Origin of the sequence: Spirosoma aerolatum (assembly GCF_002056795.1) — a bacterium.
Taxonomy (GTDB): Bacteria; Bacteroidota; Bacteroidia; order Cytophagales; family Spirosomataceae; genus Spirosoma; species Spirosoma aerolatum.
The window spans coordinates 2,593,008-2,619,774 of record NZ_CP020104.1; the positions used below are offsets into that span (position 1 = coordinate 2,593,008).

Genomic DNA, 26,767 nt, shown 5'->3' on the forward strand with positions numbered 1-26,767 from the left:
TCCTGCTTGAAGCCGCCCCAACTGGTCTATTTTCGTCCATCCGTTTTTACCTTATGAACCGTCGAACCCTTCTCAAATCTGCCAGCTTACTACCGTTTGTACCTGGTTTAACACCTGAATCGTCGTCACAGAATCTGGCCCGCAAGCGTAGTGTTCGATTCGCCTACGTGGGCGATACGCACATTACACCCGAAACGACGCCCATGAAAGGGGTTGCCAATTGTTTCCATCACGTACAAAATCAGGCTGATAAGCCTGCGTTTGTGCTGCATGGGGGCGACGTAATCATGGATGCGCTGAAACAGGATCGGGCCGAGGTGCAGAAACAGTGGGATGCCTGGCATACGGTTGTAAAAGCCGAGAACTCGCTGCCCATCGAATATTGCATCGGTAACCACGACGTATGGGGATATGAAGAGGCCAAGAGCGATCCTATGTATGGTAAAAAATGGGCCGTCGATCTGATGCGTATTGGCGAGCGATACCGTAGCTTTGACCGAAACGGCTGGCATTTTATCATGCTCGACAGTGTTCAGCTAACGCCCGAAAACAAATGGTATACGGGCTTTATCGACCCGCAGCAGTTGGAATGGCTGAAGAACGATCTGGCAAAAACGAATCCGAAAACGCCCGTGCTAATTCTGTCGCACATTCCTATTTTCAGCCCTACGGCCTTTTTTAGTGAAGCGAACGTTAAAAATGGCAACTGGGCTATTTCGGGCGGACTGGTATTAGCCAATACGCCCGAGTTGCTGAAGCTATTTTATCAATACCCAAACGTGAAAGCGGCCCTGAGTGGGCACATGCACCTGCTCGACCGGGTCGATTACAACGGCGTGTCCTACTTCTGCAATGGGGCTGTGTCGGGCAACTGGTGGAAAAGCGATACCTATCAGCAAACGAAAGCGGGGTACGCCCTGTTTGACCTGTTCGACGACGGAAGCATTGAACGAACTTACCTTCAGTACACATAATCTATGCAAGTTATCGCTGATCTCTTCGCCCAAGGTGGGCAGGATGCTTATTTTGGGGAGCCTGTAACCCAGATTGAACACGCACTGCAATGTGCCCATCTGGCCGAAAAGGCTGGGGCGGATGAAGAAACCATTGTAGCCGCTTTTCTGCACGATATTGGTCACCTGCTTCCGCCCGACTTAGCCAATGGCTACATGGATGGGTACGGTACAGTAGACCATGAACGACTCGGTGCCGACTATCTGCGGGAACTTGGCTTTTCGGAGAAAGTCGCGCAACTGATTGAGCATCACGTGAATGCCAAGCGGTATCTGGTCTATAAAAATGCGGCTTACTTTGATCGGCTGTCGGAGGCCAGTCTGAAAACGCTGGAGTTTCAGGGCGGACCCATGAAACCGGGCGAAGCGCTGGCCTTTGAAACCAATCCCTATTTTCGGGAAATTCTACAGGTACGTGGCTGGGACGAACAGGCGAAAATCCCCGGTCTGCCTACGCCGGATATGGCCTATTATCTGGCAATGGCTCAACGGGTAGAGAGTTCTGGTAATTAACTATGAAATTCGCTCCATTTCTTCTTCTGCTTGTTTCGCTATCTGCGTTCGCCCAACGTACCTATACGACCTTGCAGGTGCCAGGTCGGGCGGAGTTCTGCAAAATTGATACGGCTGGCCGATCTGTCCTGCCAAGTGGACGCTATGTGACACCTGCAGGGCGAACCATTCGCATTACGAACGATCCGTTTGGGTTAGCTATATCGCCCAATGGGCAGCGGGCTGTTTCGCTGCACGACGGCGTGTTGACCGTTCTGCACTTGTCTCGGGCCGGAACCTCACAGCCTGAGTCGGTTACGGCTATCCGTATTCCCGATTATGCCGGTAAAATTCCTGAAGCGTTAAAAGCAGGCTCGTTTCTGGGCGTTGCTTTTGCGGCCGACAACAAAATAGCCTACCTGAGCAATGGTGATAAAGGCCGGGTACTCATCTTTGATACCGATCAGTTCCAAACCATCGACAGCATCAATCTGGATGGCAATGGCTATACCGATAGCTTTACATCGGACCTGCTCCTGAATGGCAATGAATTGCTTGCGCTTGATCGCGCCAATTTCCGGTTGGTACGGATCGATCTGGCTACCAAACGAATCACGGCTTCGATTCCGACCGGACGGCAACCCTTCGGCCTGGCCATTAGCCCGGATCGGCAGTTGGCGTTCGTGGCGAACGTTGGGCTGTATGCCTACCCCAAAGTACCCGGTGTAACCAAAGAGAATCAGGAAACAATGGCCCTGAAGTTTCCGCCGTATGCGGCTCATACCAAAGAGTCGGAGGAGGGGGTTGAAGCGGAGGGTCGTCGGATACCGGGCCTGGGAAGCCCCCTGGTCGATGAAGCCATGAGTGTCTGGACGGTTAATTTGCGGACCAACAAGGTCGTTCGGAAAATCAAGACCGGCGTTCAGATTGGCGAAATGATCGAGGAGGCCGAAGTGGTTGGTGGAGCTTCGCCAAACTCGGTGGTGGTTGGAAGTCGATACGCGTACGTTTCCAATGCCACCAACGACAATATTTCCATTATCGACTATAAACCCGGTGGTCGTTCAGTTCCCAGATTAGCCGGAACCATTGCGCTGAAAATTGACCCGAAACTGGATCGGTTCCGGGGATTGATGCCGTTTGGTATGGCGCTAACCAAAGACGAAAAAACGCTGTACGTGGCACTCCTGGCCTTCAATGCCGTAGCCGTAGTCGATGTGCCAACCCGCACCGTTCGCGGACTAATCCCGACGGGGTGGGGCCCTACGCGGGTAGCACTGTCGCCGGATGAAAAAATGCTGTATGCCATCTCCGCAAGAGGATATGGGGCCGGACCCAATGGAGGGGCCAGTTTCGTGAAGCCACCACAGGGAACCTACATTGGCGATATTCAACTCGGTACGTTTCAGGCCATTCCCGTGCCGGAGAAAACTCAACTAACCACCTACACAAAGCAGGTTCTGGAAAATACCTATCAGGCTGTTACCGTTACCGACGATGGCCGAAATCCCTTACCCGCTTTGCCGAAAATTCGCCAGACACCCGCCAGTAAGTCGCCCATCAAATACATTGTCTACATCACGAAAGAAAACCGGACTTACGACGAAGTGCTAGGGCAACTACGAACGGGTGATGGAGATTCAACGCTGGCCCGGTTCGGTCAGGGGGTGACCATCAAAACCCGCGTGTCGACTAGTCGCGGGAACAGCGGCCGAACAACCGATACGGCCCTGGATAGCATTCGGGTCACAGCCGCCGATATTATGCCCAATCACCTGGGGGTGGCACGTCAGTTTGCGTTTTCAGATAATTTTTACTGCGATTCGGACGCCAGTATTCATGGTCATCACTGGATGATGGGTACCATTCCGAATGAGTGGGTTGAGGCCAATGCGGCTTCAAAAGGTCGGTTCGACGCCGATTCAAAAGCACCGGGTCGGCGATTTCCCAAGACGTCGGGCGCTATTGACCCGGAAGATTACAACGAAATCGGTGGACTCTGGGAAGCGCTTGAACGTAATAAAATCCCGTTCTATAATTTCGGAGAAGCGAATGAATATGCCGGATCGGTCGAAGAGTGGACAACTACCCAGTTTGGCGCGGCTCAGCCGGTGGTGTTCCCCATGCCGAAAGCCGTGTATCCGCACACCTCCCGCGATTATGCCGGGTACAATACCAACGTGCCCGATCAGTACCGGATGGAGCAGTTCGAGCGGGAATTTACGGCTAAATGGTTAGGCAAGAGTAAGCAAACCATGCCGCAACTCGTAACGATGCAGATACCGAACGATCATGGTGCCGGTCCCCGATCTGATTTTGGCTATCCTTACCTGCATTCGTACATGGCCGATAACGATCTGGCCGTTGGGCGCGTGCTCCATTTCCTGTCGCGTACGAAGTACTGGAAAAACATGCTGGTCATCATTACCGAAGATGATCCGCAGGGCGGTGTGGATCATATTGATGCCCACCGCTCGATTCTGATGATGGCGGGGCCGTATGTAAAACGTGGTTATGTATCGCACACCCATGCCAATTTCGGTTCGATCCTGAAAGTGATGTACAATATCCTGGGCATTCCGTATGTGAACCAGTACGACCAGACGGCTTCGCTTCTGCAGGATTTTTTTACCGACAAACCCGATTTCCGCCCTTACGACGCGGTACTGCCCGATGCCCGCGTTTTCGATCCACAGGCAGCCATGAAACCCTACAAAAAACCATTCGACTGGCGTAAAATCCAGAAAGGCCCCGAAATGGACGACCGGGCCGATCAGCGTGCCGAACACTACCGCCAGCAGAACGGCGATTATTGATGCCCGAACGTATGATTTTGTCTTATCTTGCATCAATGTGGCAGTTCATGATAAGCCTGAAACTAACATTACGTATACCAACCTTTGCACATAAAAATTAATCGATTCATGGCGAGTACAGCCCAACTTTTAGAAGATAGCTTACTGGTAGTCTGGAATGATCGAGATGCTGACCGGCGTTTGGAGGCAATGAGTAGAATATATGCGCCTGACATTCATTTTTATGAAAGCAACTCAGGGGAAGCTATCATTGGCCACCAGGCTATCAACGAACTGATCACAAATTTGCAGACGGAATGGCCGGTTGAATTTCATTTTGAACTGAACAAGCCGTCTCAGGTGAACCATGCGATACAAATGATTTTCTGGAACCTTGGTCCTCAGGGAGTTCAGCCCGTGGCCACGGGTATGGATGTGGCCGTTGTTGAAAATGATCAGATTAAATCCTTATATTTATTTTTAGACAAGGCCAACTAGAAACAGCCGAAGGCTGACTGACGCCTTACTCATCAACATAAACTTCCCCTTGTGAAATCTCCCGCTTTTCTTCGTAACCCTACGGCATTCGTTCTGTATGGCGCTACCGTCGCATTCTGTACGTATGCTTGCATGTATGCCTTTCGTCGGGGCATTACAGCCGTTACGTTTGAGGGAATGATGTTTGCTGGAATCAGCTACAAAATCTGGCTCGTCACGGCGCAGGTGTTTGGCTATGCCGTGTCGAAAGGGATTGGCGTAAAGGTCGTGTCGGAGATGTCGCCCAGCCGCCGGGCGGTCAATATTCTCTTTTTTGTGGGCGTGGCTTTGCTGGCGTTGCTGGGCTTTGCGCTGGTACCCGCTCCCTGGAATATCGTTTTTCTGTTTCTGAATGGTTTGCCACTCGGACTGGTGTATGGAACCATGCTGGGTTTTCTGGAAGGTCGCCGTCAGACCGATGCACTAGTGGCTGGGCTGACAGCTTCATTCATCTTCGCGTCTGGTTTCGTAAAAACTGTGGCCTTGACCATTAAAACTGCGTGGGGTATCTCGGAGTTCTGGCTACCTTTTGTCACGGGCAGTTTGTTTGTGCTCCCTATGCTGCTGTCGATCTACGGACTTACCTTACTGCCACCCCCAACCGATGAAGACCGGGCCTCGCGGACCTTACGCAAACCGATGGATGCCGATGAGCGACGTGCTTTTGTTGCCAATTTCCGTCCCGGCCTGATTCTATTGATCCTTTCCTATGTATTGTTGTCGGCCTTCCGCGACTTTCGGGATAATTTTGGGCCCGAAATTCTAAAAGATGCGGGTGTCGAAAATCCGGGAATTTTCGCCAAAACCGAAACATTGGTTGCTGTAGGGGTACTGATCATTATGGCCTTGCTTCAGCGGGTGTCGAATAACTTCCGGGCGTTTACGCTCCTGAATGGACTGATGCTGGCGGGTGGGGCGCTGGTGGGCCTGAGTACGTATGCGTATGCAACGGGGACCTTGTCGCCCGGTAACTGGTTTCTGCTGACGGGGTTGGGGTTGTATATGGCCTACGTGCCTTGTAACGGCCTGTATTTTGAGCGATTAATAGCCTCCTTTCGCTACGTCAGTACAGTCGGTTTTATCGTCACGTTAGCCGACTGGTATGGCTATCTGGGCAGTGTAGGCGTATTGCTCTACAAGAACTTCGGCCATGCGACAATCAGTTACCGCGAATTTTTTATCTATGGCGCCTACATCATGGCCGTTCTGTATATCCTGCTGGTCATTGGCTCCTACCTTTATTTTAAAGGTCGTTTTCAGGCAGAGACCCTGCTACGGGAAAGGGCAAGTGTTGTCTGAAAGAAACTAATCGTGTATTCCTGTAAGCGGTAACTCCGCAAAAGCGGCCGAAATATTATTGTTTGCCCTTCGAAAATCTATTTTCGCTCCATCTTTGTTATTCTTGCAGTACCTTATTTCATGAGCAGCGAGCCTTGAGTACGTAGTTGCCATTGGCAGCTATTCGCTCTGTCACTCGTTCGCTCTTTTGCTCTTTCGCCATTGAATATGAAACTTCTGAAAATTGCCGCCGGAGTCCTGAATCAAATCCCGTTAGCCTGGGAGCATAACAAACAGAATATTATCAACGCCATTGAAGAAGCACAGCGTCAGAATGTGAGTCTGCTGTGCCTGACAGAGCTTTGTATTTCGGGTTATGGGTGTGAGGATGCTTTTTTTGCCCAGAATACTATCGATCAGTCCGTAGCTTCTCTGCTCGATATTGTGGAACACACGAGTGGAATTGCCGTGGCTGTAGGCTTACCCCTGCGACATAATAACCGAACCTTCGATGTAGCCTGCCTGATAGCGAACAAACGGATTCTGGGCTTTACGGCCAAGCAGTTTATGGCCAATAATGGCGTTCATTACGAAACCCGATGGTTCCAGCCCTGGCCGCCTTACGTTCGGGATGAGATCAAAATCGGTGATTTTATGTATCCCTTTGGCGATGTCGTTTTCGATTTGTCGGGTATTCGTATTGGCTTCGAGATTTGCGAAGATGCGTGGGTAGCTAGTCGGCCGGGGCGGTTGCTGTATGAGCGTGGTGTCGACATTATCCTGAACCCAACGGCTAGCCATTTTGCGTTTCTGAAATCGCAGGTGCGCGAACGGTTTGTGGTCGATGCATCGCGGGCCTTTGGGGTGAGCTACGTGTACAGTAATATGCTCGGTAATGAAGCAGGCCGGATGATCTACGACGGCGATGCAATGGTAGCCTCGAACGGCGAATTACTGGTGTCGGGGCCACGGTTGAGCTACGAAGATTTTCTGATTGTTTCGGCCGTAGTGGATGTGGAAGCTACCCGCCTGAATCAGACGCAGAATCGAGCTAACCTGTCGCTGGCCTATCCGAACCTACGCGTGACGACGACCTTCGACTGGCCTGACATTGCTCCTGTCATCCAGAAGGCTGAACTTGAAGCCTGGGAGCGGGGAGGCTATCTGAAAGAAGAAGAATTTGCCCGTGCCGTTGCCCTTGGCCTGTTCGACTACCTGCGGAAAAGTCGCTCGCATGGGTATGTATTGTCGCTGAGTGGGGGAGCCGATTCGTCGGCCATTGCCGCTCTGGTCTTTCTGATGATTCGGATGGCCGTTCAAAATATCGGTCTGGATGGGGTGAAAAAAAAGCTGGGTTATATCAAGGCCATTCAGGCCTGTAAAACACCTGAAGAAATGGTCGGTAAGCTCCTGACGGTCATGTATCAGGGCACCGAAAATTCTTCCGACGATACGTTCAATTCAGCCAAAACCCTGGCCGACGACATTGGGGCTACTTTCATGAATATCAATATCAACGGGCTGGTTGAAACCTACCGGGGACTGATCGAAGAACAACTGGGTCGTAAACTCTCGTGGGATAGCGATGATCTGGCGTTGCAGAATATTCAGGCACGGGTGCGGGCTCCGAGTATCTGGATGCTGGCGAACCTGAACAATGCGCTGTTGCTCAGTACGTCGAACCGTTCGGAAGCGGCTGTGGGATATGCTACCATGGATGGCGACACGGCCGGTAGTATATCGCCGATTACGGGGATCGATAAGCATTTTCTGCGGGGCTGGTTGCGCTGGCTCGAAACGGTGGGACTGAACGTGAAAAACGAATGGACACCCGCCGACCGAACGGGCACCGTCAGCGATCCATCAGCATCCGATGAGTTGATCAAGGTCAAAGGGTTGAGTGTGGTTAATAGCCTGCAACCCACGGCCGAACTGCGCCCGCTGGACAAAAAACAAACTGACGAAGACGATCTCATGCCCTACGATGTGCTGAACTCGATTGAAGAATGTGCCATTCGGGATAAGCAGCCGCCTTTAGAAGTCCTGAAGATGATTGAAGTGCGCTATGCAGGCAGTTATGACCGGGATCGGTTGTTGCTCTGGGTCGAGCGGTTCTTCAAACTCTGGAGCCGGAATCAGTGGAAACGGGAGCGGTACGCGCCCTCTTTCCACCTCGACGACCATAATCTCGATCCTCGTTCGTGGTGTCGCTTCCCCATTCTATCGGGAGGTTTCGAAAAAGAGCTGGCCGACATGCGCGACTGGGCCGCCGACCAGAAGCCCAACACCCGCAAGGGGAAGATTGGGTTTTAGCTAAGAAGCAGTATCGAACAATCTATCGTAAATAAGGAATGAAATTTATTGTCATTTAAGAGGAGCCGAATGAAAACAATTCTTCCCGGTCTTCTCTTTGCGGCTCTATGGGCGTCGGCTTCGGTGGCTACCAAGTTTGGGGTACAGTCGGCGCATCCACTGATTCTGGCGAATATTCGGTTTTTGATTGCGGGTAGCGGAATGCTCCTGTTTGCGTATAGTATACAGCATATGCCAGACGCCTGGCCTACGCGTACCGAATGGGGGCGGTTAATGGTCTTCTCGCTCCTGAATACCACGATTTACCTGGGCGCTTTTGTACTGGCTATAAAACAGGTATCAGCCGGGATCGGAAGCCTGTCAACTGCTACGAATCCATTGTTTATTGCCCTATTATCGGCCTTATGGTTGCGCCGGAAACCGGGCTGGAACGAAATCGGCGGGCTGTTGCTGGGTTTGGTTGGGGTAGGGGTTGCTACCTATCCGCTTTTGCAAAACAGCTATGCTACGGTCGAAGGGTTATTAATTTTGCTGGTAGGCATGATTTCGGTATCGGCGGCAACAGTCTATTATGCGCGTTTCGAATGGCGGCTACCGAACCTGGTTATCAATGGATGGCAGGTATTTCTGGGTGGATTACAATTGGTACCTTTTACACTGCTGTTTGCCGATTTCTCGTCATCTCATTACGACATGCGATTTTGGGCATCGCTGTTTTGGCTCATTTTGCCCGTATCTGTAGCGGCTTTGCAATTGTGGTTTTATCTGGTTCGGCAAGATCCAGTCCGGGCCTCACTCTGGCTTTTTCTTTGTCCGATTTTCGGTTTCGCTTACTCGTATCTACTTATGGACGAACCCATCACAGGGTACACACTGGCAGGTACAGCGCTCGTAATCGCCGGTTTGTGGCTGGGCCGAAAAGCGTAGAGACGCATCTTGCGTCTATTGACCAGATGGTTAAATTGCTGCTGACGCATAGGAGACGCAAGGATGCATCTCTACGGTTTTAATACCGTCATTTCAACCCGGCGGTTAAGCTTTCGTGTGGCTTCTGAATTGTTGCTGGCAATAGGACGTGTTGGCCCAAAGCCACGGGTGCTAATTCGATTGGCAGCAACGCCGTTCTTCACTAGGTACTCCTTCACCACATCAACACGTTGCTTGGAAAGGCGAAGGTTTTCATCGAAATCCCCTTGATTGTCGGTATGACCTGCCAGTTCGATTTCGGCAGTAGGATGTTCCTGCATAAAGGCCAGAAGCTGATCTAAGGTTGGCTGAGCTTCGGGCAGGAGTTCGGCTTTGCTCTGTACAAATTGAAGGGCTTTCAGTTGGGTAGTTGTTCCAGCGGCAACAACCAGTGGGGGGGGGTATAGATTACTTTGGCATCCAGCGTTTTAGGGGGTGTTATACGCGAACGACCAGTGGTTGTACTGTTGCTAACTGCCGGTTGCTCCGAAATAGGGGGCGTGGTCGCTGGAGTTTTTACAGGAGGTGCTGTAACCGTTGAGGTGCTAGTATGAGCAGGAGCAGCATTGCTCGGTCTGACTGGGTTTGAGCTTGTACGATAAAGTAACGTTGGATTTCTGGATCGATCCATGCTGGTCGCCGTTGGCGAAGAGAAATAAAGCTGTTCGTCAAGCGTAATATAGCCATCCGCTTTTGCTGTAAAAATATACGACTGCTTTGGGTCAAGCTTAAGTTGATATACCCCTTCGGCGTTGGTGGGTTGTTGATCACGAATGGCTCCAGCCTGATTTTTGGCGATAACAATAGCCCCGGCAATAGGCGCTTTTGTCTGGCCATCCAGAACGAATCCCTGTACAATAGCCGTACCGGTGGTTGGCGCGACCTGATGGGTAGGTGTGGTCTGGGCCCATACGACAGATACTACATGGCTACTGAAGATACACCCGGCAATTACTATATATTGAATACACGTCATAGTTTAAAGGCAACGTTGAAACGTCCCTCAAAAGTACGTTAAATGCCTTATAAATGGGCTATCGGCTATGTTCTAATGGGTTGTTATAAGGGCTCTTTTTTGAGTTGAAAAATAGTGTATAATTTGTTGATTATCAGCGTATTGTGCTGTGTAAATAATTGTGAAAAAATGAACGGGAAAAAGCCTTTTTTCGTTACTATTGTATGACACAGAAAACCAACGCAACGATGCATTCCCCGAACGCTCAGGCATCCCTTGCACCCGCTTCAACGGGCAATTTGCCGCTCGACGATAGCTGGCGGAAATCTATTCCAGCGCAAGTGTTTCTGAACCATTTTTTCTCGATGGACTATCATATCCATCACCAGAACGACCTCTTCGATCTCGCTAAATTTCCCATTTTTCAGCAGTTCTATGGGCGCGTGACGGACGAGAGTCGGAAAGCTTTGGAAAAGCTATTACTCAATAGCTGGAGTGCCGAATACGCCTTGCGGATTACGCCGGTCGTCAACGACGAACAGTATCTGCAAAGCTCCCTGCACTGGACGTTCCCACAGGCCTATTACAGTGCGTTGTTCAGCGCACGGGCATTTCTGGCAGTTCAGGGCGTGAATGTGAGCAACGAAGAGTTAATTCGGAAGCGGATTGGAAACATGGTCGTACGTGGCTATTACCCCGCTTCGATTGGTTATTATGCCCTTGGCCCTATCAATAATTACCGGATTCAACGGTTGCCGATGGCCAAACGGTTTAGCGTGGCGACTAAATCAGACCTGTTGCTGCCTTCGCGCGAAGGGTCTGTTCAGGCCGAATTGGCACAATTTCTGAAAACCACGCGGGATCAACGGGTGAAAGCCTTGCGCAACGCCATTCAGAATAACCCGAAAACAGCGCTACGAAGCCCAAAAACGGGTGAGATCTTACAGAAGTTCAGTGTGGAGCAATACAAGCAACTGGCCAAACAGATCGGCTACACAACCTATTTCGACATGCTGAGCCGCCTACGCATTTCGTCGACCAACCGAGAAATTGAACGGTTTGTCGATTCGGAAATCGATGTGAAGCTGTTTCATCAGAGTCTGGTCAATATCGTTGCGCATGTGAACTCCGTACACGAAGCGTATATTGCGAAAGCGTTGGGTATGCAGGCGTATCGCCAATTAGTGGCTAAGTTACCTTCTTATTTGCAGGAGAGTTTCGTACGCGAACGAATGAATACCATCATTGCGCCCATGCTTAGTGCCCCAGCTTCGGAGCACGATTCATTTCTGCGCATGGCCGCCTAAAAAAGAATAGCACTAGTCAGGTATAGACTGGATTGCTTAGTCATGGCAATCCATGGATTGAAACCCCGGTCGACAGTTTGTTGGCCGGGGTTTTGTTTACACCCGGACCAGTTCGGCCAACCCTATGCCCGAGTCGGCGGCTCCGTAATACATCCAGATACGCCCGGAATCGGGCCATTGAATCCAGCCGTTGGAGAATACAACATTCGGAAAGAAGCCTTCCCGCTCCCATAGATGTTCGGGGGTAAGCAAAGGGAGGTTAGAGCGATCAAGTACCCGCGCGGGATCGTCTTTATCCAGTAGGGCAAGTGCCAGCGAATACGAGTGGGTTGCGTCGGCTCCATGATAACACACCAGCCAGCCCTCGTCAGTGAGTATTGGTTCAGGCCCGGCTCCGATTTTGCCGCCTTCCCAGCTAAAGGAATGACCAAGTGGGTCGGTGTCAATATGTCCCCGACCGCCAAACAGAAAGCGATGATTGCCCCAGTGGATACTATCGTCCGATTCGGCCAGCCAAATTGACGGTTTACCTATTTCCGAAACCATGGGCCGGTGCAGCAGCATGTACTTCCCGTTGATCCGTTGGGGGAACAGGGTCACATCTTTGTTAGGGGGTGGGAGAATCATGCCGATGCGTTCTACGTGTACAAAATCGGTGGTGACGGCCAAGCCTACACCTGGCCCATGCTCGGATACGGCTGTATAGGTGATCCAGTATTTACCCTCCAGAAACGTAATGCGGGCATCTTCAATACCAAAGGCTTCATCAAGGCGGGCTGGGAATAAAAAAGGTTTATTCTCAATCTGAAAGTGAATACCATCCCGACTGCGGGCCAGTCGCAAATGGCTCATCGAGGTTAAATAAACTTTTCCGTTTAGCGAAAGCAAGCGGGGGTCGTAAGGTTCGCTGGGTTCCGGAAATTGTTTGATCGACAGCGTAGGGATGCCATCTACTACGTCGATGAGTGGGATACGAATAAAGCCTGGTTCAGCTTTTGGGGCTTCGGCCACGCGTACTAGAAGAATAACTTCATCGTTGAAGAGGCAGGCTGCCGGATTAAAGGCGCCCAGAACGTCAAATCCTTCAACGCTCGGTTTGACATCATGGGTTTGCAGAATAGGTTGATCAGACAACCGTCGGAGCTGGTAATTCTTCATTAGCTGAGCCAAAAAGCTATTTTTTTCCAGTTGATGCAACAATTGTGGCACTATTATGCATAAACTTGATAGCAGGCTTGTAGTTTTGAGCTTTTATTGAATAAGTTTGAGCGCTGGCTAAACCTTACGGGAAAGAGCCGCGTTATGTCGAGTGAACCAACATTTATCCTTTATTGACCATGATTTACCAGCCAACGTTTGATCAGGATGAAGACGTGCTGATGTTGAACCCTGATCCCAAATTTGCTTTTGATGATGATGATGATTTTGACGACGATGACGTTGACTTTGATGAAATAGACGACCCCGGTGTCGATTCAGAGTTTGGGGCCGATGATCTGGAGGATTTCGATGAAGACGATCTGGAAGAACTGGATGATGATGACATCGAAGACGATCTGGACGACGATAGTATGGAATAATTAGCCCGGCATGTATAACTCAGAGATCGATTTCTGAGTTATACGCTTGTCGAACCAAATACACCGTTATGAAACCAGATCCGGCTGAAGAGCCCTTAGTGACTACTAAACATGCGGATGAGGAGGGCACAGCTCCCGATTCTGAAACCCAGTCGTCGGCTGCCAGTGAAGCTGGTGATCGCACCACCGAAGATGGCTCCCGCGCTCCCAACGACCCCGCCGAAGGAGCTTAATCCAATGATTGAATGAGTGAGTGATAGAATGATTGAATAGGCTGACGCAAGCTTTTTTATTCAATCATTCTATCACTCACTCATTCAATTATTACAGAAAGCAGCGTCTGGCATTTCATCTCGGTTTCCTGCCATTCGCGCTCGGGAACTGAATCTTCGGTGATACCTGCCCCTGCGTAAAGTGTTGCCTGTTTGCCTTCGAGTTTCATGCAGCGGATATGTACAAAAATATGACTCGACGGCCCCTCCTGATTCGTATTGATATTGACAGGGCCTAAAAAACCACTATAAAATTCGCGGTTATGGGCTTCATGTTGCTGGATAAACCGGAACGCTACATCGCGGGGAGTGCCGCAAACGGCTGACGTTGGGTGCAACAACCGAAGCATGACGGTTCCTAACTGGGGATACCGCACTGCCTGCGTATCGACGGTAAACGAGGTGCCCAGGTGCATCAGATTCCCGGCTATAACACTCTTTGGCCCTTCTTCAATATATTCCCGCAGACGGATCTTCTTGAAACATTCGATGATGTAGCGGCATACAATCGCCTGTTCTTCAATCTCTTTTTGTGACCACATAGCCTCGGCTGGACGCTTAGCAGTGCCATCTGGATTGAAGGCCGATTGGGTACCGGCTAAGGCGGCTGTCTGGAAAATACCATCGGCATTTTGGCTGACCAGTCGTTCGGGAGTAGCGCTGATCCAGATTTGCCCTTTCTCTGGTATCGAAACCGCTGATACAAAGGCATTCGGGTATTTTTCGCAAAGTTTATCGAACAACGCTACCGCATTGGGAGCCTCAGCGAACAGTACCTGTTTTGTGCGTGATAAAACCACTTTGCGGAATTCGCCCCGTTGCATCGCTTCAACCGCTTCTGCTACATTCTGAACATATTGTTCCTGTGCATGCGGCTCGTTAAGGGCTACCGGGTTACTCAATATGGGTTGGTCGCCTGTAGCGATGGCTTTTCGGACCGCCTGCCAGAACGGCTCAGCTTTCGCTGACGAGTTATCTGAATGAGTGGGCTGATTGGCAAGGGAAGAATTGCCCGAAAATGTTGCCTGAATATCGGCCCGCAAAAAGAGCGTTTGCGGAACGTAGTCGGTCGTATCTAAATGTTCATCCGGCTGTGCTTCAACATGCATACTCCGGGCGAGGTTGTCGAAAGGGCTGATTACAAAACCAGCGGGCAACTCTTCCAGATCGGCCGACACCCGTGGTAGTACATCATCGAACGATACAATCAGGTGTTTATCCTGCTGATTCGGTAATCGCCAGAGAGCAGCCGGAAAGCCTACCGAGAGTGCCGCTTCCCAATAATCAATAGCACTAGGAGCCGGTACAAACAGGCGACGTTTGGTAGTTGGAGTACTCGAAACGAATTTACTTACAGACTCAGGTTGCATAATAGATAGCCAGCCAATTGGGGGTCGGCTACAACGATAACATATTTTACGGTGAATTTGTGCTGCATTTTCTACGAACTTTGCGGTTGGATTATCAGTCCGGCCAACGCTTATGATTCGTATCTTTCAACAGGACGAAACCGCCGTCCGCAAAATTCGGGACATTGATTCCTTCTCCGACACCGAACGAACCCTATGGGTCGATCTGCAGAATCCAACCCCAGCCGAAATAAAGAGTGTCGAAGAAAAATTCGATGTCGATTTTCTGAGTCAGCAGGAGCAGTTGGAAATTGAAAGTAGTTCGCGGTACATCGAAGAAGATGATTTCATGATTGCCAACTCCAACTTTCTTATTCCTGATAAGGAACAACGGTATGTGAATGTGCCGGTGAGTTTTATCCTGAAAGATGACACGTTGTTCACCTACCGTAATGCTGATCTGAAATCGTTTGCCGATACGGTAAAGCGGATTAAGTCGCGCCGGGCAGTTTTCAGCGATGGGGCCCAGATCATGATTTCCATCTTTGAGTCACGGATCGATTACGATGCTGATTTGATCGAGTTAGTATCGAACGAAATCAAAGCCATCAACCGGATGCTCGATCTGGATGCCAATCTGGACCGCGAGATGCTCCTGAATATCAACGATTATCAGGAGCTAACCATGTTGATTCGGGAAAATGTGGTTGATAAACAGCGAGTTATTTCATCCATGATTCGCTCTGATGGCTGGTTCAATGAACTGGAGCAGCAACGGTTACGAACCCTCATCAAGGATATTAACTCGCTGATCGAACACACAAATTTCATTTTCGAGCGACTGGAGTTCCTGCAAAATACCTACCTCGGTCTGATTGACCTGGAGCAGAACCGGGTCGTCAAAATCTTTACCGTTGTGTCGCTGGTCTTTCTGCCGCCAACCTTGCTGGCCAGCATCTGGGGTATGAACTTCGATGAGATGCCCGAAGTTCACTGGAAATATGGGTATGTATTTGCGCTGGCTATGATGGTGCTTTCGTCGGCCCTGACCGTTTGGATATTCCGTCGGAAAAACTGGTTGTGAAGCCTGACGGGCCTGTACGATGTAGGCTATCAAAATTATAGATGAAAAGGGGGATGTCAGCGAGTTACCTTTTTAAGGGGTTAGCGTCTGATTGTCAAACAAATTCCCCTTCACTATGGAACAGGCGCAAACCCGACTGGAACTTTTTTACACGCAGGTAGTCACCTTTGTTACGCTTTATGGTGGCCGTGTGCTGCTGGCGATCCTGACACTTATCGTTGGCCTTTGGGCTATAGGCTGGATTACCCGAATTCTGGCTACTACTATGACCAAACGGCATGTCGATCGGGATGTACAACCCTTTCTGCTATCGTTGGTCAATGGTTTGTTGAGGGTCTTATTACTCCTTAGTATTGCCAGCACGCTGGGTGTTCAGACGACCTCGTTCGTGGCTATCATTGGAGCGGCTGGTCTGGCCGTAGGACTAGCCTTACAGGGTAGTTTATCCAATTTTGCCGGGGGCGTATTAATCTTAATTTTTAAGCCGTTTCGGGTAGGCGACCTGATTACGGCACAAGGTTTTACGGGAAATGTTGAAGCGATCCGAATTTTCGATACAACGCTGGTAACCCTGGATAACAAAACGATCATTCTGCCCAACGGATCATTGTCGACTGCTGCTATTACGAATATCAGCACAAAGGGAGTTATTCGTGTTGATCAGGTGTATACGGTAGGCAGTCAAAATGATCTGGACGCTACCAAGGTGTCGATTCAGAAAGTCATTGCAGCCTGCCCATATGCGCTTCAGGATCGGGAGCATGATGTGCTGATTGCAAAACTGGGGGCTAACTCACGTGACTACGATGTGCGTGTGTGGACCAAGAGCGACACCTATTGGGATACGTACTATTACATGCTCGAGCATATTGCCCGGCAGTTTGGTAAAGACGGTATCGAAGCTCCCAAGCCGAAAATGTTTATTACAAACGAAGAATAGCCATTCGTTCGGAACCTAACAAAAACGCCCACCTGGACTTTGGTTGTTCAGGTGGGCGTTTTTATACCAGTTTTTTTGCTGATTCGTTAAACGTTTTTACGGCAAATGAGTCTAACTCATGATGAGTGTCAGTACTCACCGCTTACGAATGAATCGCCATGAACATGCTAAACACAATAAAACGGCTCGCACTGATGACTTTACTGGCATTGAGTCCATCGTTGGTGCAGGAAGCCGCTGCTCAACCCGGTGTTACGGTGCCTGTTGAGTCGTTTTATAACGAACTGTCTCCATATGGGCAATGGATGCAGTACCCTGGCTACGGAAATGTGTGGCTACCCAATGCCGGACCTAATTTTCAGCCGTATGCCAGTGCAGGTCACTGGGTCATGACCGAATATGGCAATACCTGGGTATCCGATTATGCCTGGGGCTGGGCGCCGTTTCACTATGGTCGCTGGATTTACGACCCTGCCTACGGTGGGTGGCTTTGGGTGCCAGGTAGCGACTGGGCTCCTGCGTGGGTATCATGGCGGTCGGGTGGAGGGTATTATGGATGGGCACCACTGGCACCTGGCTGGGATATTAATGTCAACATCAATATCCCTTCGTTTTACTGGAATTTTGTCCCCCAGATTTACATAACCAGCCCGAATCTGTATAGCTATTGTGTGCCACGCCCACGCGTAGTGAATGTCTATCAGCAAACAACGATTATCAATAACTATTATCGGGGCGGTGGACGAGCGTATGCCTATGGGCCGCCGAGAACTGATATTGAACGGGCAACCCGTCAAAACGTTCCGGTGTATCGTGTCGAACATATGGATCGGCCTGGTCGGTCGGTAGTTGGCAACGGATCCGTCGGTTTTTATCGTCCTGGTTCTGCAATTGCCCATAATCCCGGTCGTGATAATAATGATCGCTTCAATAACGCACCCCGTCGGGATTATGATGGTGGTAACGCGACCTATAATCGGGGCGGACGGTATAATGGTGACTTTAACAACAATCGCCCGAATTACGATAGTCGCCCAGGCTATGATAATCGCCCGAACTACGATGGGGGCAGCAACGTGCCCAGCCGTGAGTACAATGGGGGCATGAGTCGGGGCAATGGATTCCCAATGGAGCGCAATGGTGGGGGTAATAGTGGCGGTTTTAATAACGCACCATCGCCTAATGCTGGTAATAGTACAATGCCTTCGCCAGTACCAGCCCCAAGCCGTGGGAATTATTCACCCGGTAACGCGTCACAGGGCGACAATGGTTTTCAAAATGGCGGACGAATGGGAGGGAATGAGCCAAGAAACTTCCCGCAGGGTGGTTTTCAGCAACAACCGAATCGGTCGTTTGACCGGGTTGAGCGGCAGCCACAAATGAATAGCCAACCTATGCAGGGCGGTCAAAGTGGCGGTGGTTTCCAGCGGATGCAGGAAAGCCGACCTCAGTCGTTACCTCAGCATAACCCGGGACAGCCGCAACAGGGCGGGGGTGGTTTTGGCGAGCGCCATCAGCGAGGCCCCCGATAAGTTACGTGAATCAATCGTTTCAGAAAACGCCATATGCCTACAGGGTATGTGGCGTTTTCGTTATCACCTGACCATCCTTGACTATTTTTGCTCCCTATGCGCTATTTTATTGAATTGTCGTATCGGGGAACGGCTTACTGCGGCTGGCAATCACAGACGGTCGGTGTTAGTATTCAGGTTACGCTGGAAGCTGCGCTCAGCCAACGTCTGGGTCAACGCGTTTATGTAGTGGGCAGCGGGCGCACAGATGCGGGAGTACATGCCCGGCAGCAATTTGCCCATTTTGATACCGATGAGCAGCTTAGTTTATCGGAAGCATTTATCTATTCGTTGAATTGCCTTCTGCCGGAGGATATTGCCATTCGGGCTATCTTTCCGGTTCGGAAAACAGATCATGCACGATTTTCGGCCACTTTCAGATATTACCAGTATCACATTACCCGGCAAAAGGACGTCTTTGTGTATGGACTGACGTATCATTTCCGGCCACTACTCAACGAGAAATTAATGAACGAAGCCTGCCAGTGTATGCTGAATTACACAAATTTTCAAAGTTTCAGTAAGGCGCGGGCCAATGTCAATCATTTTCATTGCCGTCTCGATTTTGCCTATTGGGAGCGCATAAACGAGGATTGCCTGACGTTTCATATTCGGGCCGACCGCTTCCTGTGGGGCATGGTACGTACAATTGTCGGCACGATGCTTGAGATAGGACAGGAGCGGATGGATATCCATCAGTTTGAGCAGATTATACAGGCGAAAGACCGGAATGAGGCTGGAAGAGCTGTTCCGGCAAATGGCTTATATCTGGTTGAGGTGGGCTACCCAGAAGAGGTGATAATGAGCAGGAATAGTGGGCCAAGGCCATAGGCTAATTGGCACTACTGATCGCCTTCCCTCTGTGCTTCACTTAAATTTTCTTAAATTCGACCGCTTAGCAGTTGAATCCATTATTTTTGTCACATAACACGAACCCCTGAATGGCTCGTATAAAAAAGAAAGTTGGTGCCTATCCCAGCGGTATGATTTTGTTTAGTCTGACGCTGGCGTTGTTTTTAATTGGTTTTTGCGGTTTACTGGCTATTCAGTCGAAAAAACTGGTTACCTATATTCGTGAAAATTACGAAATCCGGGCGTTTCTGGATAAAGACCTGGACGAGAAAAAAATAGAAAAACTTTTTCAGACCATTGCCGAACGCCCTTACGTTTTGAGAACAGATGGAAAGCCGCAGGTAGTTCTGGTAACGAAAGACGAAGCGGCCAAAGCATTTATTGCCGAAACCAAAGAGGATTTTTCGAAGTTTTTAGGAGAAAACCCCTTACATGACAGCTACCGCATCAAACTCAACGAAGGGTATTTTGAAGAAGCGAAATTGCAGCAGGTAAAGCAGGATTTAGAGCAGATCGATGGGGTATTTGAAGTAGTTTATCAGGAGAATCTGGTCGATAACATCAACCGGAATATCACCAAGATTTACGCCGTCATGTCGGCATTTGCCGTGATTTTGTTAGTGATCATTGTGGTGCTGATGAATAATACGATCCGGCTGGCGCTTCATTCACAGCGTATGCTCATCCGGAGTATGCAACTGGTAGGAGCGACGAATGGATTTATTACCCGACCCTTTTTGGGCCGGGGTATGTGGCAGGGATTTCTGGCTGGATTGATTGCGGTCGCCCTGTTGTTGATTTGTTTACAGATTGCCATCCATAACCTACCCGAAGTGGGGATGTTTCAGGATACTGAAAAGACCATTTTTCTGATGGCGGGTGTGGTTGGATTAGGTATATTGATTGGCTTTTTGAGTACGTTTCAGGCCGTAAATCGTTACCTCGGCTTAACACTGGATGAGCTTTACTAAGTAGTGAATAGTTTAAACGGAATAATGCGTAAAGAGTAATGGACAGCTGAGGGTTTGTTCAGTCATTTTTACTCGCTAATGTTCATTCTCCATTAAATAGACGAAACGATGGCAAAAGATAAGCAGACTGGCTCAGCTACGCTCTCTCGCGAAGAACCAGCAAAAAAAACGACAGTCACGCCGACGACTGCTCCAAAAAGTACGCCTATTCGGCCCGTAAGTAGCGAACCGTTGCGACCATCGGCAGCTGCGGCACTTCCGTTCGGGAAACAGAACTACCTATTCATGCTAATTGGAATAGGGGTTATTCTGGCCGGGTTTTTCATTATGAGCCTCGATAAGGAAGAGTTTGGTTTTGGCTTTTTAGGACTGACCCTCGGCCCGATTGTGGTAATGAGCGGTTTTGTTCTGGAATTCGTTGCCATCCTGACCCGACCCAAGGCGTAGCGGAAAGTTATAAAGTTGAAGTGCTATAAAGTTATAGCGTTGTAAAGTAGTTTTGCCGAAACGATTTTCTGACGGTAACTCGACAATTTTACAACGCTATACCTTTTTTATACTAGTTAATGGAGCTGATTCACGCAATTGTACTGGCGATTATTGAGGGCTTAACCGAGTTTCTGCCCGTCTCCTCAACCGGGCACATGATTATCTACTCATCGCTGGCTGGCATTGCCAGTGATGAATTTACCAAACTCTACACGGTCGATATTCAATTCGGTTGTATTCTGTCGGTACTGGTGTTGTACCATCGTCGTTTTCTGACCGATCCTCGTACGGGTAATTTTACCATACCCAGTTACCTGAAATCATTTCCTCCCCGTTTGCAGCCTCTGCTCGATTTTTATAGTAAAATTCTGATTGCCTTTCTTCCCGCTGCTGTTATCGGCTTTGCACTGAACGACTTCATCGATTCACTGCTGGAGAATGTTACGGTCGTGGCCATCATGTTGCTGGTGGGTGGTATCATCCTGCTGTTCATTGATCGAATTGTGAATCGGGAGCCAAAAGATGGCGACGTTACCGTGCCTGATGCGCTCCGAATCGGCTTTTTTCAGTGTATTGCTATGATTCCGGGGGTTTCGCGGTCGGCGGCAACCATCATCGGTGGTATGTTCCAGGGATTAACTCGGGCTCAGGCGGCCGAATTCTCCTTTTTTTTGGCGGTGCCGACTATGGCTGCGGCTTCGGGTTATAAACTGCTGAAAACCTATAAACTGCTTCAACCCGACGATTATCAAACGCTGCTGATCGGGAATGCCATCGCTTTTGTAGTTGGCATGCTGGCAATTCGGGGCTTCGTTAGTTTCCTGACCCGTTATGGTTTTAAAGTTTTTGGGTACTACCGGATCGTGCTTGGGCTGGTGTTGCTGGGTTTGCTGGCAGCTGGTGTAAAGCTGGATGTTCTCTAAAAAGTAGAGTGCAACAATATACGAGGAACCACAAAGACACGCATTGGGCTTTACTCTGTGTATCTTTGCGGTTTCTCCGTGTATTGCTGTGTCACAACAAACTGAAATAAGCCCTGCTTCTGATCCCGGTCAGGTTATCCTGATCGATAAACCGCTTACGTGGACATCGTTCGATGTCGCCAATAAGTTAAAATACGCCTGTAAATTCAAGAAAATCGGCCATGCCGGTACGCTCGATCCGTTGGCAACTGGCCTGCTCATTCTTTGTACGGGCAAGATGACCAAACAAATTGACCAGTATCAGGCGCAGGAAAAAGAATATACGGGTACGTTAGTGCTCGGTAAAACAACCCCTTCGGTCGACCTGGAAACGGGATTCGATGCTGAATTCAACACAACGGGTATTACAGCCGATCAGATTCAGGCAGCAGCTCAACAGTTGACGGGCGACATCTTGCAGGTGCCCCCCATTTACTCAGCTGTGCGGGTCAATGGAGAACGGCTCTATGAAAAAGCCCGACGTGGCGAAACCGCTGACCGTGTGGAGGGAGGTATTAAGGCTCGGCAGGTGACGGTTTCTGCTTTTGAGGTTGATGCCAGCCGTTTCCCTGAAGTAGATTTTCGCATCGTATGTTCGAAAGGCACCTATATTCGCAGTCTCGTACGCGATTTGGGGATGTTACTCAACAATGGTGCCTATATGAGTAGCCTGCGTCGAACGCGGATTGGTCATTTTCGTATCGAAGAAGCCCATACCATCGACGAGTTTATAAAGATAAGTCGTGAGTCATCAGTTTGAAAAAGTCAGCAATAGTAACGTTGCCGACTTTTTCAAACTGATGACTCACGATTAGCGACTGAACATGATTATTTACAACGGTCTCAACGACATACAACCTTTAGTCAATGCGGTAGTTACCAGCGGTACATTTGATGGGGTTCATTTAGGCCATCAGACGATTCTGGCGCGGCTAACTGAGATAGCCCAAACGAATGGGGGCGAGTCGGTGCTGATTACCTATTGGCCGCATCCGCGAACGGTCGTATCAAACGATAGTCAGAATCTACGATTGCTGACCTCGCTCGACGAAAAAATTGAACTGATCGATCAGGCAGGTGTCGATCATCTGGTGGTTATTCCGTTCACGCGTTCGTTTTCTGAACTGACATCCGAGCAATATATCCGCCAGATTCTGATCGATAAAATTGGTACTAAGAAGCTGGTTATTGGCTACGACCACCGTTTTGGCCGCGATCGCGAAGGCGGGTTTGAATATATTCGTGCTCATCAGAATGAGTATGGATTTGAGGTGGAAGAAATACCCCGTCAGGATGTGGATGCAGTAGGGGTTAGTTCGTCTAAAATTCGGGCGGCCCTGAACGAAGGCAATGTTCACACCGCAAATCGCTTGCTGGGACGTGCTTACAACCTGACAGGTACGATTGTAAAAGGCCGTCAGTTGGGCCGTACGATTGGCTTCCCTACGGCCAACATGCAGGTCGATGATCCAACAAAATTAATTCCTGCCAATGGGGTGTATGCGGTTGAGGTGGCGTACGGTGGACAAACGCTGGGTGGAATGCTTAACATCGGATTCCGCCCGACTGTGGCGGGGACGCACCAAACCATCGAGACGTATATTTTCGATTTTGACAAGGACATCTACGGCGAACACATGACCCTGAAATTTCGGGAGTTTCTGCGCCCGGAGCAAAAATTCGACGGCCTTCCTGCACTCGTAGCTCAATTGAAACGAGACGAGGAAACGGCGCGGGTAGTGCTTAGTCAGAAGTAATTAAAGATGGTCAAGGATTGTCAGGCTACGCTCGCCAATCCCTGGCCAATATGTTTTCCGGCTACATACCCCGTAGTCCAGGCATTTTGAAAGTTGAACCCCCCGGTAATCCCGTCAATATCCAGGACTTCGCCCGCGAAAAATAGACCGGGTTGGGCTTTGCTTTCGAGTGTTTGCGGATTCAGACTGTCAACGGCAATGCCTCCGCAGGTAACGAACTCGTCTTTAAAGGTCGTTTTCCCAACAACCTGAAACTGGCTGTTGGTCAGTCGCTCAATTAATCGATTCAGCAATTTGGCAGGTAAGTCGGCCCAGCGTTGTGCGTCGGTCATGCCTGACTCCGACACAAAAATCTGCCATAACCGATTCGGTAAACCGAACGGATTTTGTGAAGATACCTGTTTCCGTCCATTTTGCTGGCGGAAGTCCTGGAGCAGGTTGCGAAGTTGATGCTCGTTGAGCGTAGGAGTCCAGTTGATTCGAAGGACAAATCGGTAGTCCATAGCGGCCAGTTCACGAGCCGCCCAGGCCGACAGACGCAGAATAGCCGGGCCACTAAACCCCCAATGCGTCAGCAGCAATGGGCCACGTTGTTCCTGTTTGGTTCCTTTTATGGAAACGGCCGCATCAACAACCGATACACCTGCTAAGGGTAATAAATAACTCTCGGGTACATTAAACGTGAACAATGAAGGAACGGGCGATACCAGGGCTTCGGCTTGTTGAGGCAGCCAATGATAAGAGGACGCTTGTGGATAGCCACCAGTAGCAATCAAGACCCGATCGGCCTGAATAACCTCGTCGTTCAGCAGGGTTAGGTGCCAGATTGTTTGTCCATCATCCGTTTTCGTAGGGGTAAGTGTCGATACCCCACAACTGGTCTGCACCTGAATACCCAGTCGACGGGCGGTGCCCATCAGGCAGGTTACGATGGTTTCGGAGGTGTTCGTCGATGGAAACATGCGGCCATCCGCTTCTGTTTTCAACGCAACCCCGTGCGCTTCGAACCAGCGTACGGTGGCCGTAGCATCGAACTGATTCAATAGATTGCGTAATGGTTTCTCACCACGGGGGTAATATTTAACCAGTTTTTTATTGTCGAAACAGGCATGGGTAACATTGCAGCGCCCCCCGCCCGAAATACGGACTTTATTCAAGACCGTTCGGCTCTTCTCTAAAATTGTGATTGTGGCGTCAGGAAAGGTTTCGGCAGCTGTGATGGCCCCGAAAAAACCGGCTGCTCCACCACCAATGACAATAATGCGTAAAGATGACATGGAGGGGTAACAGTCATTTTGAATTTCATGTTCCGGGAGATAAGTGAATAGATCAGATCGACGGCGGCAGTACCTCTTTTGTAACGACCAGCCTATAACATCAAACAAAAACTTAACTTTGGCCTATGCATCTGAAACCTCGCTTTTCACCAAAAAATACAACCCGCCGGGGCTTCCGTCTACGGGGAAATACACTCGTAACGCTGTTTATCTTTTTCCTGATCGGGTTATTTCTGCATTACGGCGGCAAAACGAAGCCAGTAGTTGCCTTTTGGAACGATGTTCGGGAGATCATTGGCCTGGGCCGTTCCCGACCAGACCGGGAGCGAGATAACCCATACAAAGCGCCCGAACCTGACCAATCGTCGGATGTGGCTACCGACAATCGAAACAAATCACGGTCGGATGAAAGCGAGGCTTCCGATGGCGATCGAAATTCGCCATCGGAAGCTTCCTCGGGTAATCAACGGTTCGATTTCGAAAAACAGGCCGATTTCCTGCTGCCCCAGTCCAAATGGAATGGCGATTTGATCCGCCACGAAGGCTATACCCTTAGCTATCGCGATCAATATAAAGACGCCGAATGGGTGGCTTATCCCTTGCTTTCGTATGAAACCCGAGGAGATGCCGATCGTAAAAACGAACAGTTCAAACCGGACCCATCTGTCGAAAATGGAACAGCCTTACCATCCGACTATACCCGATCAGGTTACGACCGGGGCCACCTGGCCCCGGCTGGCGATTTTAAATTTTCGCAGCGAATCATGCGCGAAACGTTTTTTATGAGCAACATCACCCCACAGGCCCCGGATTTTAACCGGGGTATCTGGAGTGATCTGGAAAGTCTGGTGCGTACCTGGGCCCGTCGGGATAATGGCTTGTATGTCATTACAGGACCCGTACTGAAACCTGGTTTGCCTACCATCGGAAAAAGTACGGAGGTGAGTGTACCCCAAAAATTTTACAAAGTCATCCTGTATTGCAATAAGCCTGAAATCCGGATGATTGGCTTCCTGCTCGACAACGAAGGCTCAACGGAATCGCTGAAATCATTCGTGGTACCGGTTGATTTAATCGAGCAGCTAACGGGCATTGATTTCTTTCCCAAAATCCCCGACGACCTGGAACGTAAACTGGAAAGCAAAAGCCGTGAAGAAATGGTGGATGAGTGGTTTAGCAATTGAACCAGGCTACTGATTCGGATTGATGAGCATGGGGGTTTTGCCGTCGGTAACGATGATTTTGGCATTGGGCGAAGTGGCTAGCTGCCGGAAGGCTTCGATGGTTTTATATTCGATAATCTGCTTGTTGAGGGCTTCCGAAATAATTTTTTGGGAATCCGCGATGCCTTTGGCTTCAATCACTTTCCGATCGGCTTCTTTGTGCTCTTTTTGCAGAATAAACTCCATCTGCTGAGCCTGTTGTTCGGCTTCGAGCTTTTGTTCAATGGACTGAGCCAGCCCTTTAGGTAACTCGATGCTTTTCATGAGTACGCTTTCCACGACAATGCCTCTTGGTTCCAGTACCTTATGCATTTCGGCCGCGATTTCCTTTTCGATCTCTTCGCGCTGACCGGTGTACATATCTTTCGCATAAAAACGGGCACAGACATCCGCTGCTGCCGATCGGAATACACTCACAATAACAACGCTTTCATATTTTTCGCCAATGGTAGTCAGTACCTGAGGGGCCTTTTCGGGCACAATTCGGTAAAGAACAGCCATTTCGGCACTGATGTTGAGCCCTTCTTTAGATGGGATATTTTCCAGGGCTAGCGGTAAATTAATGGTCCGTGTGGGTACCCGGATTATGGTCGTCGTGAACGGGTTATACCCGTGAATGCCCGCCCCTTTTACCGATGGGTCCAGCTTTCCGAATCGACGTTTTACCCCTACTTCTCCCTGACGGATCGTGGTACAACTACTTACCAGGTAGATAGCTAATGCGCAGAGTATTAGATTTTTCATGATTGTTAGCGAAAAATGAATTGTTACGCTAACTACTCAC

At 49.7% G+C, this 26,767-nt stretch carries 26 protein-coding genes; 20 read left to right on the forward strand and 6 right to left on the reverse strand.

Annotated elements, in window-relative coordinates:
- Positions 1-53 precede the first annotated feature (53 nt).
- The 7 genes from B5M13_RS10385 to B5M13_RS10415 all read left to right on the forward strand — a co-directional run bounded on the left by B5M13_RS10385 (position 54) and on the right by B5M13_RS10415 (position 9,355).
- Positions 54-974: a metallophosphoesterase family protein gene (locus B5M13_RS10385; protein ID WP_080055608.1), complete on the forward strand. Its 921-nt coding sequence runs from the start codon at positions 54-56 to the stop codon at positions 972-974.
- 3 nt (positions 975-977) lie between these two features.
- Positions 978-1,526 (forward strand): HD domain-containing protein, encoded by a 549-nt coding sequence (locus B5M13_RS10390; RefSeq protein ID WP_080055609.1) that lies wholly within the window; start codon positions 978-980, stop codon positions 1,524-1,526.
- 2 nt (positions 1,527-1,528) lie between these two features.
- Positions 1,529-4,321: a bifunctional YncE family protein/alkaline phosphatase family protein gene (locus tag B5M13_RS10395; RefSeq protein ID WP_080055610.1), complete on the forward strand. Its 2,793-nt coding sequence runs from the start codon at positions 1,529-1,531 to the stop codon at positions 4,319-4,321.
- A 108-nt stretch (positions 4,322-4,429) separates the two neighbouring features.
- Positions 4,430-4,798, forward strand: a complete 369-nt coding sequence (locus tag B5M13_RS10400) for a nuclear transport factor 2 family protein (RefSeq protein ID WP_080055611.1) — start codon at positions 4,430-4,432, stop codon at positions 4,796-4,798.
- Between the two features lie 51 nt (positions 4,799-4,849).
- On the forward strand, positions 4,850-6,136 hold the full coding sequence (locus tag B5M13_RS10405) for a DUF5690 family protein (protein WP_080055612.1): 1,287 nt from the start codon (positions 4,850-4,852) through the stop codon (positions 6,134-6,136).
- A 207-nt stretch (positions 6,137-6,343) separates the two neighbouring features.
- Positions 6,344-8,428, forward strand: coding sequence for an NAD(+) synthase (gene nadE / locus B5M13_RS10410; RefSeq protein ID WP_080055613.1), 2,085 nt, complete (start codon positions 6,344-6,346; stop codon positions 8,426-8,428).
- A 69-nt stretch (positions 8,429-8,497) separates the two neighbouring features.
- Positions 8,498-9,355 carry a DMT family transporter gene (locus B5M13_RS10415; RefSeq protein ID WP_080055614.1) on the forward strand — a complete coding sequence of 286 codons (858 nt, stop codon included), beginning with the start codon at positions 8,498-8,500 and terminating at the stop codon, positions 9,353-9,355.
- Between the two features lie 71 nt (positions 9,356-9,426).
- On the opposite strand, the gene B5M13_RS34050 is transcribed toward B5M13_RS10415, so the two are convergent.
- Positions 9,427-9,786 (reverse strand): OmpA family protein, encoded by a 360-nt coding sequence (locus B5M13_RS34050; RefSeq protein ID WP_317047015.1) that lies wholly within the window; start codon positions 9,784-9,786, stop codon positions 9,427-9,429.
- The gene (locus B5M13_RS10420) at positions 9,753-10,370 is read right to left on the reverse strand and encodes a carboxypeptidase-like regulatory domain-containing protein (RefSeq protein ID WP_245859923.1); all 618 of its coding nucleotides are present in this window, start codon (positions 10,368-10,370) and stop codon (positions 9,753-9,755) included. Before B5M13_RS10420 ends, B5M13_RS34050 begins: the two co-directional genes overlap by 34 nt.
- Positions 10,371-10,573: 203 nt before the next feature.
- Here B5M13_RS10420 and B5M13_RS10425 point away from each other — a divergent pair, with 203 nt between their 5' ends.
- Positions 10,574-11,656, forward strand: a complete 1,083-nt coding sequence (locus B5M13_RS10425) for a hypothetical protein (RefSeq protein ID WP_179950484.1) — start codon at positions 10,574-10,576, stop codon at positions 11,654-11,656.
- Between the two features lie 96 nt (positions 11,657-11,752).
- On the opposite strand, the gene B5M13_RS10430 is transcribed toward B5M13_RS10425, so the two are convergent.
- The gene (locus tag B5M13_RS10430; RefSeq protein WP_080059877.1) at positions 11,753-12,814 is read right to left on the reverse strand and encodes a glycoside hydrolase family 130 protein; all 1,062 of its coding nucleotides are present in this window, start codon (positions 12,812-12,814) and stop codon (positions 11,753-11,755) included.
- Positions 12,815-12,993: 179 nt separating this feature from the next.
- On the opposite strand from B5M13_RS10430, the gene B5M13_RS10435 reads away from it, so the two are divergent.
- Both B5M13_RS10435 and B5M13_RS33700 read left to right on the forward strand, forming a co-directional pair.
- The gene (locus B5M13_RS10435) at positions 12,994-13,236 is read left to right on the forward strand and encodes an adhesin (protein ID WP_080055615.1); all 243 of its coding nucleotides are present in this window, start codon (positions 12,994-12,996) and stop codon (positions 13,234-13,236) included.
- A 68-nt stretch (positions 13,237-13,304) separates the two neighbouring features.
- Positions 13,305-13,469, forward strand: a complete 165-nt coding sequence (locus tag B5M13_RS33700; RefSeq protein ID WP_170061115.1) for a hypothetical protein — start codon at positions 13,305-13,307, stop codon at positions 13,467-13,469.
- A gap of 80 nt (positions 13,470-13,549) precedes the next feature.
- On the opposite strand, the gene B5M13_RS10440 is transcribed toward B5M13_RS33700, so the two are convergent.
- Positions 13,550-14,878, reverse strand: a complete 1,329-nt coding sequence (locus B5M13_RS10440) for a chorismate-binding protein (RefSeq protein WP_080055616.1) — start codon at positions 14,876-14,878, stop codon at positions 13,550-13,552.
- Positions 14,879-14,990: 112 nt separating this feature from the next.
- Between B5M13_RS10440 and corA the strand changes: the two genes are divergently transcribed.
- The 9 genes from corA to B5M13_RS10485 all read left to right on the forward strand — a co-directional run bounded on the left by corA (position 14,991) and on the right by B5M13_RS10485 (position 23,483).
- Complete coding sequence (gene corA / locus B5M13_RS10445; protein ID WP_080055617.1) at positions 14,991-15,941, forward strand: magnesium/cobalt transporter CorA; 951 nt, start codon at positions 14,991-14,993, stop codon at positions 15,939-15,941.
- A 115-nt stretch (positions 15,942-16,056) separates the two neighbouring features.
- Complete coding sequence (locus B5M13_RS10450; protein ID WP_080055618.1) at positions 16,057-16,881, forward strand: mechanosensitive ion channel family protein; 825 nt, start codon at positions 16,057-16,059, stop codon at positions 16,879-16,881.
- Between the two features lie 164 nt (positions 16,882-17,045).
- The gene (locus B5M13_RS10455; protein WP_317046997.1) at positions 17,046-18,413 is read left to right on the forward strand and encodes a DUF6600 domain-containing protein; all 1,368 of its coding nucleotides are present in this window, start codon (positions 17,046-17,048) and stop codon (positions 18,411-18,413) included.
- A 96-nt stretch (positions 18,414-18,509) separates the two neighbouring features.
- The gene (truA, locus tag B5M13_RS10460; RefSeq protein ID WP_080055620.1) at positions 18,510-19,283 is read left to right on the forward strand and encodes a tRNA pseudouridine(38-40) synthase TruA; all 774 of its coding nucleotides are present in this window, start codon (positions 18,510-18,512) and stop codon (positions 19,281-19,283) included.
- Between the two features lie 110 nt (positions 19,284-19,393).
- Positions 19,394-20,275: a cell division protein FtsX gene (locus B5M13_RS10465; protein ID WP_080055621.1), complete on the forward strand. Its 882-nt coding sequence runs from the start codon at positions 19,394-19,396 to the stop codon at positions 20,273-20,275.
- Positions 20,276-20,383: 108 nt separating this feature from the next.
- Positions 20,384-20,722, forward strand: a complete 339-nt coding sequence (locus B5M13_RS10470; protein ID WP_080055622.1) for a DUF3098 domain-containing protein — start codon at positions 20,384-20,386, stop codon at positions 20,720-20,722.
- Positions 20,723-20,841: 119 nt separating this feature from the next.
- Complete coding sequence (locus tag B5M13_RS10475) at positions 20,842-21,687, forward strand: undecaprenyl-diphosphate phosphatase (RefSeq protein ID WP_080055623.1); 846 nt, start codon at positions 20,842-20,844, stop codon at positions 21,685-21,687.
- Positions 21,688-21,775: 88 nt separating this feature from the next.
- A complete protein-coding gene (gene truB, locus B5M13_RS10480) occupies positions 21,776-22,486 on the forward strand; it encodes a tRNA pseudouridine(55) synthase TruB (protein ID WP_080059878.1) in 711 nt (236 codons plus the stop codon).
- Between the two features lie 64 nt (positions 22,487-22,550).
- A complete protein-coding gene (locus B5M13_RS10485) occupies positions 22,551-23,483 on the forward strand; it encodes a bifunctional riboflavin kinase/FAD synthetase (protein WP_080055624.1) in 933 nt (310 codons plus the stop codon).
- A gap of 20 nt (positions 23,484-23,503) precedes the next feature.
- On the opposite strand, the gene B5M13_RS10490 is transcribed toward B5M13_RS10485, so the two are convergent.
- The gene (locus B5M13_RS10490) at positions 23,504-24,760 is read right to left on the reverse strand and encodes a BaiN/RdsA family NAD(P)/FAD-dependent oxidoreductase (RefSeq protein ID WP_080055625.1); all 1,257 of its coding nucleotides are present in this window, start codon (positions 24,758-24,760) and stop codon (positions 23,504-23,506) included.
- Positions 24,761-24,885: 125 nt separating this feature from the next.
- Here B5M13_RS10490 and B5M13_RS10495 point away from each other — a divergent pair, with 125 nt between their 5' ends.
- Positions 24,886-25,944, forward strand: coding sequence for a DNA/RNA non-specific endonuclease (locus B5M13_RS10495; protein WP_080055626.1), 1,059 nt, complete (start codon positions 24,886-24,888; stop codon positions 25,942-25,944).
- 6 nt (positions 25,945-25,950) lie between these two features.
- Here the strand turns inward: B5M13_RS10495 and B5M13_RS10500 are convergent, their stop codons facing one another.
- Positions 25,951-26,727: a prohibitin family protein gene (locus B5M13_RS10500; protein WP_080055627.1), complete on the reverse strand. Its 777-nt coding sequence runs from the start codon at positions 26,725-26,727 to the stop codon at positions 25,951-25,953.
- Between the last annotated feature and the right edge of the window lie 40 nt (positions 26,728-26,767).